Source organism: Shewanella pneumatophori (genome assembly GCF_023283895.1).
Taxonomy (GTDB): domain Bacteria; phylum Pseudomonadota; class Gammaproteobacteria; order Enterobacterales; family Shewanellaceae; genus Shewanella; species Shewanella pneumatophori.
Genome location: NZ_JAKILB010000006.1, coordinates 333,871 through 347,162, shown reverse-complemented (window position 1 = coordinate 347,162; position 13,292 = coordinate 333,871). Strand labels below are relative to the sequence as shown.

Annotated in this window: 13 protein-coding genes; 4 read left to right on the top strand and 9 right to left on the bottom strand. The window is 42.4% G+C overall.

The window, feature by feature from the left end; translation table 11 throughout:
* Positions 1-515 precede the first annotated feature (515 nt).
* Complete coding sequence (gene sohB / locus L2740_RS12050) at positions 516-1,544, bottom strand: protease SohB (protein ID WP_248950445.1); 1,029 nt, start codon at positions 1,542-1,544, stop codon at positions 516-518.
* A 143-nt stretch (positions 1,545-1,687) separates the two neighbouring features.
* Positions 1,688-4,174, bottom strand: coding sequence for a VolA/Pla-1 family phospholipase (locus L2740_RS12045; protein WP_248950444.1), 2,487 nt, complete (start codon positions 4,172-4,174; stop codon positions 1,688-1,690).
* 261 nt (positions 4,175-4,435) lie between these two features.
* Here L2740_RS12045 and L2740_RS12040 point away from each other — a divergent pair, with 261 nt between their 5' ends.
* Entirely contained in the window at positions 4,436-5,173 is a 738-nt protein-coding gene (locus tag L2740_RS12040) for a YciK family oxidoreductase (RefSeq protein ID WP_248950443.1), read from the top strand.
* 82 nt (positions 5,174-5,255) lie between these two features.
* Here the strand turns inward: L2740_RS12040 and rluB are convergent, their stop codons facing one another.
* From rluB to rnm, 5 genes are all read right to left on the bottom strand, one after another.
* Positions 5,256-6,128: a 23S rRNA pseudouridine(2605) synthase RluB gene (rluB, locus tag L2740_RS12035; RefSeq protein WP_248950442.1), complete on the bottom strand. Its 873-nt coding sequence runs from the start codon at positions 6,126-6,128 to the stop codon at positions 5,256-5,258.
* Positions 6,121-6,735: an SMC-Scp complex subunit ScpB gene (gene scpB, locus L2740_RS12030; RefSeq protein WP_248469253.1), complete on the bottom strand. Its 615-nt coding sequence runs from the start codon at positions 6,733-6,735 to the stop codon at positions 6,121-6,123. The genes rluB and scpB overlap by 8 nt, the downstream gene beginning before the upstream one ends.
* On the bottom strand, positions 6,719-7,507 hold the full coding sequence (locus L2740_RS12025) for a segregation and condensation protein A (RefSeq protein ID WP_248469254.1): 789 nt from the start codon (positions 7,505-7,507) through the stop codon (positions 6,719-6,721). Before L2740_RS12025 ends, scpB begins: the two co-directional genes overlap by 17 nt.
* 100 nt (positions 7,508-7,607) lie before the next feature.
* The gene (locus L2740_RS12020) at positions 7,608-8,228 is read right to left on the bottom strand and encodes an L-threonylcarbamoyladenylate synthase (RefSeq protein ID WP_248469255.1); all 621 of its coding nucleotides are present in this window, start codon (positions 8,226-8,228) and stop codon (positions 7,608-7,610) included.
* The gene (rnm, locus tag L2740_RS12015; RefSeq protein WP_248950441.1) at positions 8,225-9,097 is read right to left on the bottom strand and encodes an RNase RNM; all 873 of its coding nucleotides are present in this window, start codon (positions 9,095-9,097) and stop codon (positions 8,225-8,227) included. Before rnm ends, L2740_RS12020 begins: the two co-directional genes overlap by 4 nt.
* A gap of 480 nt (positions 9,098-9,577) precedes the next feature.
* Here rnm and L2740_RS12010 point away from each other — a divergent pair, with 480 nt between their 5' ends.
* Entirely contained in the window at positions 9,578-10,981 is a 1,404-nt protein-coding gene (locus L2740_RS12010; protein ID WP_248950440.1) for a multiheme c-type cytochrome, read from the top strand.
* Between the two features lie 167 nt (positions 10,982-11,148).
* On the opposite strand, the gene L2740_RS12005 is transcribed toward L2740_RS12010, so the two are convergent.
* Complete coding sequence (locus L2740_RS12005) at positions 11,149-11,466, bottom strand: hypothetical protein (protein ID WP_248950439.1); 318 nt, start codon at positions 11,464-11,466, stop codon at positions 11,149-11,151.
* A 128-nt stretch (positions 11,467-11,594) separates the two neighbouring features.
* Positions 11,595-12,029 carry an energy transducer TonB gene (locus L2740_RS12000; protein WP_248950438.1) on the bottom strand — a complete coding sequence of 145 codons (435 nt, stop codon included), beginning with the start codon at positions 12,027-12,029 and terminating at the stop codon, positions 11,595-11,597.
* A gap of 407 nt (positions 12,030-12,436) precedes the next feature.
* On the opposite strand from L2740_RS12000, the gene L2740_RS11995 reads away from it, so the two are divergent.
* On the top strand, positions 12,437-12,982 hold the full coding sequence (locus L2740_RS11995; protein WP_248950437.1) for a septation protein A: 546 nt from the start codon (positions 12,437-12,439) through the stop codon (positions 12,980-12,982).
* On the top strand, positions 12,982-13,281 hold the full coding sequence (locus L2740_RS11990) for a YciI family protein (protein WP_248950436.1): 300 nt from the start codon (positions 12,982-12,984) through the stop codon (positions 13,279-13,281). Before L2740_RS11995 ends, L2740_RS11990 begins: the two co-directional genes overlap by 1 nt.
* The last annotated feature ends 11 nt before the right edge of the window (positions 13,282-13,292 follow it).

Sequence of the window (13,292 nt, the reverse complement as noted above, 5' to 3'; positions counted from 1 at the left end):
GCCAGAGAATAATACTTTCTCATAAACAGGCCGGATATACGTATGCAGTTTTACCCACTGTTGCTCAATAATATCGCTTGAATTAAGTGAGGTGTCCATATACGTACTTGCTGCGTGTCTCAGAAGTGTCTGCACATACGCTGGCCGCAGGCCATTGAAACCACTTTTGTCCACAAATGAGTTTGAAACAGCAGAGAGAACTAATTCGTAAAGATGATGATTCAGATGTCAGTGTGGCTGTAGGCTTCGGTTTCAGCGATGAAATAGCAAAGCAGCCAAGGACGGCTCTAGAGCGTTCCACAGGAATAGTACATCTGAGCTTACTGCAACTGTAGCCTTCTTCGTGATGAATAGCTTTTGTTTAATCACGAGTTATGCTTCTAGTCTGGTGCGATAGTGAATTTAGTCACTAACATATAGGTATAAAAAAACCTGCACTTGGCAGGTTTTCAGTTTTTAAAACCGATGTTCTAAAGCTAATACTCTAAAACTAATGTTTTGAAACTCAGGCTCAATTACTTAAGCGGCTGGTTCTTCTCGGCAAACTTATCAAATATTGCGTTAAACGATAAAGATGCGCCGTGAGCGATTTTATCTGATAGCTTCTTTTTAAGCTGGTAGCTAACTTTAATCACAGTACGCTCGTTGGCAAGCTTCATAATCACATCATCGCTAGTGGCGATTTCATCAACTAAACCAAGCTCAATAGCTTGTTGACCATACCAGTGTTCACCGGTTGCCACTTTTTCAAGATCAAGCTCTGGGCGATATTTTGCGATAAACGCCTTAAATAGCACATGAGTTTCTTCAAGCTCTTGTTGGAACTTCTCACGGCCTTCATCGGTATTTTCACCAAAGATGGTTAAGGTACGCTTAAAGTCACCAGCGGTGTGCTGCTCGTAATCGATATCGTGCTTTTTAAGCAGACGGTTAAAGTTAGGCACTTGTGCCACTACGCCGATAGAACCCACAATGGCGAAAGGCGCTGAGTAAATCTTGTTCGCCACACATGCCATCATGTAACCGCCGCTTGCTGCCACTTTATCAACACAAATACTTAATGGGATCTCAGCTTGTCTTAAACGGTCAAGTTGGCTTGATGCAAGGCCGTAGCCATGAACCATACCACCGCCACTTTCAACATTAACGATGACTTCATCGCCCTTTTCAGCAATAGCCAAAATTGCGCTGATCTCTTCGCGTAGTGAAGCGACTTCACCCGCGTCAATACTGCCTTTAAAGTCGACAACAAAGACTTTAGGCTCTGCTTCTTCAACCTTGTCTTTCTGCTCTTTCTCTTTGGCTTTCTCGTCTGCCTTTAACTGCTTCTCATAAGCCTTAAATGCTTTTTTCGAAAGCAGTTCTTCTTTAAGGTCATGCTTTAATGATTTTAAGTTATCGCTTAAATTAGTTAGCTTAAGCTCACCTTTATCGGTTTTATGTTTAATCGTTGAAGCCAGTACCACAATCACTACTGCTAGAATGGCTACAACGATAGTCACCGCTTTAGCTAAAAACAAACCGTACTCGTACAGGAATTCCAAAATATTCTCCAGCTTAAACTGATTATCTCTTCAATTGAGGCCTATTCTAGCAGCCTATTTGGCAATAAAACACGCCAATAAAAAACCCAGCTTTCGCTGGGTCTTTTTTTGTACAAATACGCTCTTTATTAGGCGTATTTTGCCTATGGGCAGCTTTGAAGCACTGAGCTATCTTGCACTAAGATAGTCGCAGAGCCTTTACCTGCTGTTAGCGCAAATGCGGCAACTTGTTGCTGCATTTCAACGGTTGCTTGTGCTGCCATACCATCTGTTACCCCATCGATTTCATCAGGGCTTACAATTGAGCTGTGGTGACCTTTACTAAAGCGCACTGCACCAGAACCTGCTTCAGTGCTATCTACACACTTAAGGCCAAGGCTAGCGATTAACGGCTCAGTACCTGACAGTGGGAAACCTTCTACTGTATTTGGCAATACCTGATCAGGCTTGTTAGTTGCATCACCCACCACTTCAATTAAGTGAATTGGTAATTGAGTGCTAGCAAGCGACACTGCATGGTTAATTGGATCTGCACTATCAAAGGCTGTTTGTACTGCAAAAGCAAAGGTTGGAATAAACTCTGCGTATACTGCAGCCACAATCGCGTTATATTCATCACTACCCGGTTCAGCACCATTTACGTTGGCTTCATCAACCAGCGCTTGGAACGACTCTGTAGCAACAATAGTGTCAAACAATACTGGGCCAAATGTTGGCGAACCTGCAAATGCACCGGCAAGTCCTCCCGCTGGTGCCACTAATGATGCAGCATTTAAGCCGTAAGCATTTGGCAGCTCAGTACCGCTAGCTGGGTCGCGAAGACCTGTTGCAGCGTAGTTAGAGAATGTTGAACCAACAATACCGCCTAAACTTAAGCCTTGAGCGCTAATTTGGCTGATATCAAAAATCTGCTGACCACCCGCTTGAGCGATCCCCATGTATAGACCTGTCAAGGCTGCACGTAGCGCTAAGTGATCTACCGTTGCTTGGCGGAAGTTATCACGAACAGTTAAGGTGCTAGCGATGTTAACAAAAGCTAGTGGATTACCATTTTTAAATGCATCTGGTGTACCAACAACAGCGCCATAGCTTGGATCTGTTGCTGAAACCTCATAAATACCATCACCGTTTGCATCAAATGAACGCGCACCATGCAATGGCATATCAATCGCTATCGTTGCAATACCAGAAGCTGCATAAGTTCCCGCATATGCTAGCGCCATCTCTTTACCACCACCTAAACCGTGCATCGCCACAGTTGTTGGCCAACCATTAGTTGGTGCAGTGAAAGGTAGGTTCTGTTCAGAATAAAATTCAGCTAGCTTCGTGACATTAGGAACCGTAATTTGCACTGGGACCTTTTCATAGCCTTTGATGGCAGGGATTGGATTAAACTTAGTCAGGTGCTTAGTGGTATCTGCAGGAGTGCCATCATCAAGTAACCATGCTTTACCAGCTAATAGTGCTGGGTTTGCAATACCTGCAGCAGGGTCAATACCATAAGCCATGGCTTGGCCTGCATAATTAGCTTGGCTTAAGCTGCCAGCTTCTAACGCAAGTAATACTGAAACAGGGCTATCACCTTGTGCTTTCCAGTGGCCATTAATCAATGGGTTTAAATTAGCGTCTAAACAAGCTGTAGATGAACAATCGCCATAAATGGGAATTTGAATCTCTGCAGCATATACATCGGCTATGTTTGAAATAGTATAAGCTAATTTATCAGCTGGCGTTAGGCCTATAGCCTGCGCAACTGTATAACCGAGTGGTGTTGGCATTGCTGTTAGCTTAGGCGCATAAGGGTTACCGTCTGTTGGGTCAACCATCAATAATTTAGTAGTCTCATACACATCGGCCACTGACTGAGTGGTAAACAAGCCTGAGTAAGTTACCTCTTCAACACTTGGGCCACCGGCTGCAGCCATGCCCTTCTCATAGCTGTTTACTAGAGTTTGTAAAAATAACTGATCAGGGGTTTCTAATGGCTTAGTTTCAATGTCTAACTTTAATAAATCATAAGAAGCAGACGGCGCAATTGGGCGGCCTGCAGAATCTTGAATAAGTGTGGTAGTCGCATAAATGTATGATTGACCAGCCTTAAGTGGCTTAAGTGGAATAATCGCAACTTTGTTACCTGAAGCCTGAGAAATGTAATCGACACCAAACTGTAGTTCGGCACCGACTTTACAGGCTGATACTGAAGGGGCTGCGCTACATTCTAGATCTGAAGAAAGTGCTCCACCTACTGTTGCCTCAAATACACGTACCGCACCTGGTTGTGCAACTGAAGCAGCATCAATTGTCAGCATTGTGCCGTCGCTATCTTTCGCTGGAACAACATCAATCGTTATTGGCGATGTTAGAGACCAACCATCTAACGCGCCTAATGCAATTTGAGGATCGACGTAATCACCCGACTCTTCACCAGGAATGGCTAAAGTACCGTCAGTCGTGCCGTTAAACAATAAGTCATTAGGTAATGGAACTTCACTATTTGCGGGGTCAAAGACAAAAACGGACTGAGGGATCAGTGGTTCGGTTTTGTCTACTAACTCGTTATAACTGTCTTCGCTACAAGCCGTGAGCCCCAGTGCTGAGGTGATTGCTACGCCCAAAAAGAGTTTTTTCATCTTTTTTCCCCAAATCTTGTTGTAATAATTTTGTTTTCACTAAGAAATTGGTCACAATAGTCAACAATGTATACCAATAGGACTTATTGTTAGTCCTTAACTAAGTTCAAGTTAACGTAAAATTATTGACTTAGCTACATTTTTGTCACAACCAAGCATTAATTGAACGCATAAAAATTAATCGTTTGTTTAAAACAACTGTTTAACACATCAGCGATTCTAGAAGTGACGGGCGTTTGAGCTCTGAGGAAGTATTAACTCATGTTGGAATATCAAGCAGCAAAAGATTTACTAAAAAACAAGACCATTTTAGTTACAGGTGCTGGTGACGGTATCGGTAAAGCAGCAGCAATAGCTTATGCAAAACATGGCGCCACCGTGATCTTATTAGGCAAAACAGTAAAAAAACTAGAAGCAGTTTATGACCTAATCGAACAAGCCGGTTACCCTACACCAGCCATTGTGCCTCTCGACTTAAAAGGCGCGACAGAGCAAAACTACAAGGATATGGCTGAAACGATTGAAGAACAGTTTGGTAAGCTTGACGGCCTATTGCATAACGCAAGCTTACTTGGCGTATTAGGCCCGTTCGAACACATCACCATGAGTACGGTAAATGATGTTCTACAAGTTAACCTTATTGCTGAAATAATGCTAACCAAAGCAATGTTGCCAATTATGCGCAAGTCAGAGAGTGCTTCTTTACTATTTACTTCTAGCAGTGTCGGTCGCCAAGGCCGTGCTTACTGGGGCGAATATGCAATTTCTAAGTTTGCTACCGAAGGCATGATGCAATCACTGGCTCATGAGTATGAAGATACGGTTATTCGCGTAAACAGCATTAACCCGGGCGCGACTCGTACTGGTATGCGCGCTAATGCTTACCCAGCTGAAAACCCACAAACTTTAAAAGCACCAGAAGACATTATGGCGACTTATCTGTATTTAATGGGTGATGATTCTAAAGACGTGAATGGTCAGCAGTTAAACGCGCAATAATTGTCAATTATGCGCAAAAAAGCTAACAAAAAGGCCGCTAATTAGCGGCCTTTTTAATCTTCATCATCAGTAACTTAATAAATTAAGTACGCTGACGCGATGGCTTTGGCTTACTTGTAGCAACTTTATGCTTGTGTACAGCACGCTTAATTTTAGCGCTACGTACTTTATTACGCGCCACACTGTGCTTGTCAGTACCAAGTAATGTACGCGTTTCTTCGTCCATACCAGCTGTTTTACGCAAGTAGTTTACTTCTTCAATTGGTAACTCAATCCAACCACCACGTGGTAGGGCTTTAGGTAGCTCAATCATACCGTAACGAATACGGATAAGACGGCTTACCTGAACTTCTTGAGATTCCCATAAACGACGAACTTCACGGTTACGGCCTTCAGCTAAGCTAACGTGCCACCATTTGTTCATGCCTTCGCCACCAGCAGCTTTAACTTTATCAAAGTTTGCTGGGCCGTCTTCCAAGGTTACGCCCATGCGTAAACGTTGAATACAAGCATCAGTCACTTCACCAAATGTACGCACAGCGTATTCACGCTCTACTTCATTTGATGGGTGCATTAGGCGGTTTGCTAATTCACCGTCAGAGGTGAATAACAATAAACCTGAAGTGTTAATATCCAAACGCCCTACTGCAACCCAGCGTGAATCGCGAGTTTTTGGTAGACGGTCAAATACTGTTGGACGCCCTTCAGGATCTTTACGACTACAAATTTCACCTTCAGGCTTGTGGTATGCAATAACGCGGCACACAACATCTTCTTCAGAACGAATTGAAACTGTACGGCCATCGATACGAATTTTTGCGTCTGATTCAACGCGATCGCCTAGGCTTGCAATTTCGCCGTCAACACTAACTCGACCTGCAGCAATCCATGCCTCCATCTCACGACGGGAGCCATGGCCTGCACGGGCCAAGACTTTCTGCAATTTTTCACTCATTAGTAGACTCTTCTGTTTTTTCGCTCACACTCTTTTCTGTTGAAAATAGTGCAGCTAATGATTCAGCATCAGATAAAGGCGGTAAGTCCGCAATGGTATCTAAGCCGAAATAAGCTAAAAAATCGGTCGTCGTTGCATAAAGTGCCGGTCTGCCCGGAACCTCTTTATGGCCAACAACTTTAATCCAATTTCTATCGTTTAAACTTTTGATAATGTGGCTACTAATAGCCACGCCACGCACAAATTCAATGTCACCACGGGTAACAGGTTGACGATACGCAATTACCGCCAATGTTTCTAAAGTCGCACGTGAATATTTTGGGGCCTTTTCTTGCCACAAGGGCTGTAAAAATGGACTCAGTTCAGCCAATGTCTGAAAACGATAACCACCAGCCACTTTTACTAATTGTACACCTCGATTCTCATAATCGAGCTGTAACTCTTCAATACATGCCTTAATTTTTACCCGTGACACATTAAAGTTAGCCAATACGCTTTCTTTTAATGCTTTAATTGTCATTGGTTTAGCTAACACAAATAGGCTAGCCTCGATTAACTGCTTAAGCTGATCTGGATTTATCTGCGACAACTTAATAGGCCCTAACATGTATCGTTGAAAACGGCTCAGCTTGTACCAGCTCAACCAGTAACTCTTTTACCAGCTCCATTAATGCCAAAAAGCTGACTACAACCCCACTGCGGCCTTCTTCAAAATCAAATAAGGCTTCAAATGGTAAGTAAGTCTCAGCATTGAGCTTAGCTAAAATTTGCGCCATGCGTTCACGAGTCGACAGGACTTCACGAACAACATGATGACTTTCAGTGGCTTCTATACGCTTTAATACTGAAGAAAACGCCCGAGCAATCTCAGTGAGAGACACCTCAGGAGGTAATAATTCAGGCTTGATATTCGCTGCGGGAACCGCTTTAGCTTGGAACATATCGCGTTCCATTCTCGGCAATTCATCCAGCTTTTCTTGCGCATCTTTGATCACTTCATAGGCTTTAAGTTGACGGATCAACTGTGCCCGTGGATCTTCTTCATCTTCTTGCTCAACCTCAGGTCTTGGCAGTAATAGTCGAGATTTAATCTCGGCTAAGGTAGCCGCCATCACCAAGTAATCTGCTGCAAGCTCCACTTTGGCGCCTTGCAGAAGATTCACATACTCTAAGTACTGTTGAGTAATTGAGAAAATCGGTAAATCAACAACATCAAGTTTTTGTTTACGGATTAAATAAAGCAAAAGATCTAACGGCCCTTCAAAGGACTCAAGAAAAACCTCTAATGCCTCTGGCGGAATAAAAAGGTCTTTCGGCATCACCTTAAAAGGTTCACCCCGAACCACGGCTAAAGGCAATTTTTGCTGAACGCCCTCCATCCGTAACACCCTCTATTTTCGCAAACGCGCGATTATACCTGTAAATGTTCACCGATTAAAGCCATCAACGCAGGCAATTAATCGCGCCGCAGTAATCGCGTTAAAGGAACGGTGTTACGTCGCCAGCACCTTCACGGATAACTTCAATCGTATCATCCGATAAATCAATCACTGTCGTTGGTTTTTCACCTAGATAACCACCATGAATAATCAAGTCAACTTGGTGTTCTAAGATGTCACGGATATGCTCAGGATCTGACTCAGTGAAGTCTTGCCCAGGCAGAATTAAACTGGTCGACATTAACGGCTCGTCTAGCGCTTCAAGCAAAGCCAGAGCAATCACGTTATCAGGTACACGGATACCTATAGTCTTCTTCTTTGGGTTTTGTAATCTTTTAGGTACCTCTTTTGAAGCCTTAAAGATAAAGGTGTAAGGGCCTGGTGTATTTTGCTTAAGTAAGCGGTATGCCTGATTGTCTACACGAGCATAATTAGCAAGTTCAGACTGATCGCGGCACATGAGTGAAAAGTTATGATCATTTTCAATCTGTCTAATGCGAGCAATCTTGCTCATTGCATCTTTGTCACCAATCAAGCAGCCAAGGGCATAACCTGAATCCGTTGGATAAACAATGACACCACCGCTTTTAATGACGTTCACTGCTTGACTAATTAAGCGCGCTTGAGGGTTTTCCTCATGCATATAAAAGAACTGACTCATTGCACTACCTTCCATTTTTCTGAATGCCAAACCCAATTTACGCCTTGGGGTTGGAACATATTTTTGCCGATCTCAATCCAGCTACCTGGAAAATGAAAATCGCTGCCTAACGAGCACGTTAAGCCATTATTTATGCTAAGCGAGATGAGGTTGTTACGATCATCAATGGTTTGCTGGCCTAACACCACTTCCATTGCATCACCACCAGCCTCTTTAAATTCACGCACTAAACGCTTAAGCCATTTAGCCGATAATTTGTAGCCACTTGGATGGGCAAGTACCGCGACCCCACCCGCTTGGTGAACTATGTCTATGGCACTGGCCATATCGCCCCAATTGTTAGGCACATAGCCGGTTTTACCGCGGGCTAAATACTTTTTAAATACATTAGCGGTATTAGTGGCATAGCCCTTTTCAGCTAACCAGCGCGCATAATGCCCGCGACTAATGGCAGCTTCACCCGCGTAACCTTTAGCACCTTCATAAGCGCCCTCAATACCGGCTTTAGCTAAGCGCTCACCTATCTCTTTAGCACGACTTGATCGTAGCTCACGTTGGTTAACTAAAAATGCGGCCAACTCGACATTATCGATATCAACATTGAGCGCAACGATATGAATATCAAAATTATTCCAGCGAGTTGAAATTTCAACCCCATTAATAAGTTCTAAAGGTGTGTCATGACGCTGATTAAAATGGTGAGCTTCTTTTAATCCATCTATGGTGTCGTGATCTGTAATGGCAAACATTTGCACGCCTTTAGATATCGCACGCTCAACCAATTCTGAAGGGGACAGTTGACCATCGGATGCGGTCGTATGGCTGTGTAAATCAACCAATCTTACATCTGTATTATTTTCATCTTTCATGTGCCTATGATACTTGAGTTTAGCCGCTAAGGGTGATTTTAATCCGCTTTTTAGTAATTTAATCCCGTGTATAAGCTTTTCTCTCATCATTGTTAGCCAGATTTTCCCCGACTTGCAGATGCTAACAAACGACTTAACCACTATTAACCACAATCACTTCAATATGACTAAACATAAAATATGTTCCTAGCATCTAACTTGCTAACTCATTAATAAACATGCGTTTAATTTGTACTTTTAAGCTCTCCTATCAAGTATTGGTTATTCTAGGTAGCAAATTGTTTATTTTTATTCAATTTCTTGAGAAAGCTCAAGAAATGTAAATTAATTCAATAACTTTATGTGCTGCAGCTTGCAGAACCCTTTTGAAGATTTCATTACTATGCTCACGCCTGACTAGGCTGACACCTGCCAATCTACAGTGATTGTTTAGATTGAGCTTTCGAGTAATTTAGTTAGTTATTGGATAAAAATAACCACATGAAAAAAACATACCTAGCTTTAGCGCTTTTGTGCGCTATGCCTGTGCTAGCTCACGCCGAAAAAGAGATGGAATTTGCGCCGTCATACCTAAGTGTTGAAGGTGATAAAAAGCCTGAGTTAAAACAATGGCGCGACTCAAACACTTGTAAAGGCTGTCACCCTCGTCAATGGAACGGCTGGCAAGGTTCGATGCATTCAATCGCCTTTATCGATCCAGTGTTCCAAGCTGAGTGGGCTATGGGTGAGAAAGAAACTAACGGCGCAGCTAAAAACCTTTGTGGTGGCTGTCATACAGTGCTAGGTACTGTTACTCAAACGGTTGAATTTAAATCTGAATCAGGCAAGTTTGGTGGTTTCACCACTCAAGCAATCGCGAATCAAGGCGTATCGTGTGAAGTGTGCCACAGCGTGGTTGATACCAACATGCAACACACAGCTATGGGTGAGCATGGTAATGCTTCATTAGAAATCGCTAACGACAAAGTTAAACGTGGCCCATTTGACGATGCTAAGCCACGTGGCCATAAGGCTGAATACTCAGAGCTACATACTAAGTCTGAATTCTGCGCTAACTGCCACAACGTATTTAACCCTGTTCACGACAACTTTGCCCTTGAACATACCTATGACGAGTGGAAGAAATCACCATACGCCGCAGCAGACATTCAATGTCAAGACTGTCACATGGTGCCTGTTGAAACAGCAATGCGCGTTGCAGACGAAATGCTACCGGCTAAAAAGCTTGAAGAGCACCGCTTAGGTGGTAAAGCTGCACGTGGCGGCCCTGTGCGTAGCTTAGTGCACGACCATGGTTTTGTGGGTGGTAATGCTGTTATCGCTCCACTTTTAGGAGTTAAAAACGGCCAAGCTCACGCAGATGAAGCGGTTAAGCGCTTAAAGTCTGCTGCAGCACTTGAAGCTAAAGTAACAGGTTCTGCCAATGCTCCAGTATTAGAAGTTACCGTATTTAACCGCCGCGCTGGCCATGATTTACCAACTAGCTTAACCTTTATCCGCCAGATCTGGTTGGAAGTTATCGTTCGTGATGTAAATGGCAAAGAGCTTTTACGCTCTGGTACATTAACGGCTGAAAACGCGTTACCAGAAGGTACTGTTATTTTCCAAGACACTGCGGTTGATGTGCATGGCAAGTCTGAACACAAACCATGGAAAGTGGCTAGCTTCTCAGTACAAAACACAATCCCTGCAAAAGGGTCTAAAACAGTTAAGTACCCGTTCAGCCTACCAGCAGGTGTAACAGACTACAGTGTTGAGACTAAACTACATTACCGCTCATTCGACCAAAGCGTTGCCGATCTACTACTTGAAGATAAAGTGATTGTACCTTCGGTTGAAATGGCTGAGTTAAGCCAGACTTATCAAGGTTTAGCGCTTAAGTAAGCAGCTTAATTAATTGTCACAATGAAAGATAACTCTGGGGTTATCGGCAAAACTAAAAAGGCCCACTCATCAATAATGAATGGGCCTTTTTAATGTCAAAATTCTATATCTCAATCAGCTTTAGCCTAAGCCCTAACTCAACTATCCTCGACTCAGCAAGATAAGCCTCATACTAACTTATAACGCATGATTTTATGCAGTTGATACTTAATAATCCTTTGATCAAGCTTTGTGGTACATAAGCTACCAAAGGTAACGACCGGCACAAAACATAACCAGTAACTAAACTCTTCAAATGGCACAACACCATTTGCCGCTAATACGGTATTAAGTAAAACAATTACAATGACTAAAAATGACGTTGATAACAAAAAACGTAAAAATCGACTCGTCGATTTAGCTAGATTAATAAGCGCATAAGTATCTGCACTAGAAGTGTATTTTAATTGAGGATACTTATTTTTAAGCCATAGACTGTAATTCAATTGCTGACCCTAGTTTCAGAAAGCAGATCTCGAGTGAAAATACCACTAGTCTAACGCCAAGTACAGCGACTCCTAAATCAATACATGCTAAACAAAACTTTAGTGCAGAAAAACAGCTGTACTTAATGCTATGCACAATTTAACAGAACTTGCTTCGCGCATTGCTCTTTCGTTGCCTCGGTAGAAATATCACCTAAGCAATAATCTAAACGGATAATGCGCTTTTCTGCTCTTGCAGTATTCTCACCCAATAACTCCCAGTCCATGCGTTTTACAGCTTTAAGAGCGAATTTCGCTAGGGGCTTTTTAGGTACAGAGCTTTCTACTTTAAGATTTTCTGCTCTCCCTTCTTCAGAGATATCAAATGATATAACGCTGCAGCCAGTGACACTAGTTCTAGCAAGTTCAATGGGATACAGAGTCTGTTTTTCTGAAATTCGACTCCATAACATTGAATCTTGACCTTGAAGGTTAGTAACTAACACTTCTCCATAAATAGATCTTGCATTACCGAGTTGAGGTATAAATAACATTAGTAAAACGACTATATTTAGGGCTTTCATAAACATTCCTTTGTTTTTAAATTGTTAAATAACCTATCACTTTAGAAAAAGGATATAAAGTCACAACTAAGAAATAAGGCAAGAGATAAGAAACCACTAATTAAGGGGTTAACTCTATATTTTAAAGGGGACTTTCATCAATCAAAGTTTATTTCCCATTAAATATAGCCTCGTTTGCGGATCAAGCTTTTCAATCGCGTATCTTAGGGTGTTTCTTGGCATGACTGCCGAGTTTTGCTCAATAAACGCTGGTTATATGTTACTTAATAAGCGATTTTTAACCATCTGCGTTTCATCTCCTCAACTACGACAACAAGCTGCGCTGATGATAAGCCTTTCACTTTTGCCAGTTAGGCTTGCATGCTACACTCAGCCACAGTTAAATTCATTCTAACTGATACAAATCTATGAAACAGTTGCTCGACTTTTTACCTCTTGTGATCTTCTTTGCAGTCTACAAGTTTTTCGATATTTACATTGCCAGTGGCGCCTTGATAGCAGCAACCGCATTACAACTTGTCATCAGCTACATGCTTTATAAAAAGCTTGAAAAGATGCACCTTATAACCTTTGTAATGGTTAGCGTATTTGGCTCGCTCACCCTCATTTTACATGATGACTCATTTATCAAATGGAAAGTGACCATAGTTTACGCCCTATTCGCGATTGCGTTAGCTATTAGCCAATTAATGAAAAAGCCGATTTTAAAAAGCATGCTCGGCAAAGAGCTCGTGGTTGCAGACAAGATCTGGGCCCACGTTACTTGGTACTGGGTAGCATTTTTCGTGATTTGTGGCTTAGTTAACGTCTATGTAGCATTTAGCCTTTCGCAAGAAACCTGGGTTAACTTTAAAGTATTTGGCTTAACGGCACTCACATTGCTTAATACCGTACTAACCGTTATTTACTTATTTAAAAACATGTCTGAAGAAGATCGTAAGGAACTCAAATAATGTGGTATATGATTTCATCGCAAGATATTGAAAATAGCTTAGAAAAACGTCTATCCGTTCGCGCAGACCACTTGGCTCGCTTGCAAACACTAGCAGATGAAGGACGCTTACTCATTGCCGGCCCTCATCCTGCAATTGATAGTGAAAATCCTGGTGAAGCAGGCTTTACTGGCTCATTGGTAGTTGCGGACTTTGCATCGCTTGAAGATGCACAGTGCTGGGCGGATGCTGATCCATATATCGCAGCTGGCGTTTATGAAAGCGTGATTGTAAAACCTTACAAATTGGTTTTACCTTAATAAAAGGACCT

Bases quoted from the DNA above. Each gene is read 5' to 3' on its own strand.
- L2740_RS12045 (WP_248950444.1), bottom strand. From the start codon at position 4,174: ATGAAAAAACTCTTTTTGGGCGTAGCAATCACCTCAGCACTGGGGCTC.
- L2740_RS12040 (WP_248950443.1), top strand. From the start codon at position 4,436: ATGTTGGAATATCAAGCAGCAAAAGATTTACTAAAAAACAAGACCATT.
- rluB (WP_248950442.1), bottom strand. From the start codon at position 6,128: ATGAGTGAAAAATTGCAGAAAGTCTTGGCCCGTGCAGGCCATGGCTCC.
- scpB (WP_248469253.1), bottom strand. From the start codon at position 6,735: ATGTTAGGGCCTATTAAGTTGTCGCAGATAAATCCAGATCAGCTTAAG.
- L2740_RS12025 (WP_248469254.1), bottom strand. From the start codon at position 7,507: ATGGAGGGCGTTCAGCAAAAATTGCCTTTAGCCGTGGTTCGGGGTGAA.
- L2740_RS12020 (WP_248469255.1), bottom strand. From the start codon at position 8,228: ATGAGTCAGTTCTTTTATATGCATGAGGAAAACCCTCAAGCGCGCTTA.
- rnm (WP_248950441.1), bottom strand. From the start codon at position 9,097: ATGAAAGATGAAAATAATACAGATGTAAGATTGGTTGATTTACACAGC.
- L2740_RS12010 (WP_248950440.1), top strand. From the start codon at position 9,578: ATGAAAAAAACATACCTAGCTTTAGCGCTTTTGTGCGCTATGCCTGTG.
- L2740_RS12000 (WP_248950438.1), bottom strand. From the start codon at position 12,029: ATGAAAGCCCTAAATATAGTCGTTTTACTAATGTTATTTATACCTCAA.
- L2740_RS11995 (WP_248950437.1), top strand. From the start codon at position 12,437: ATGAAACAGTTGCTCGACTTTTTACCTCTTGTGATCTTCTTTGCAGTC.
- L2740_RS11990 (WP_248950436.1), top strand. From the start codon at position 12,982: ATGTGGTATATGATTTCATCGCAAGATATTGAAAATAGCTTAGAAAAA.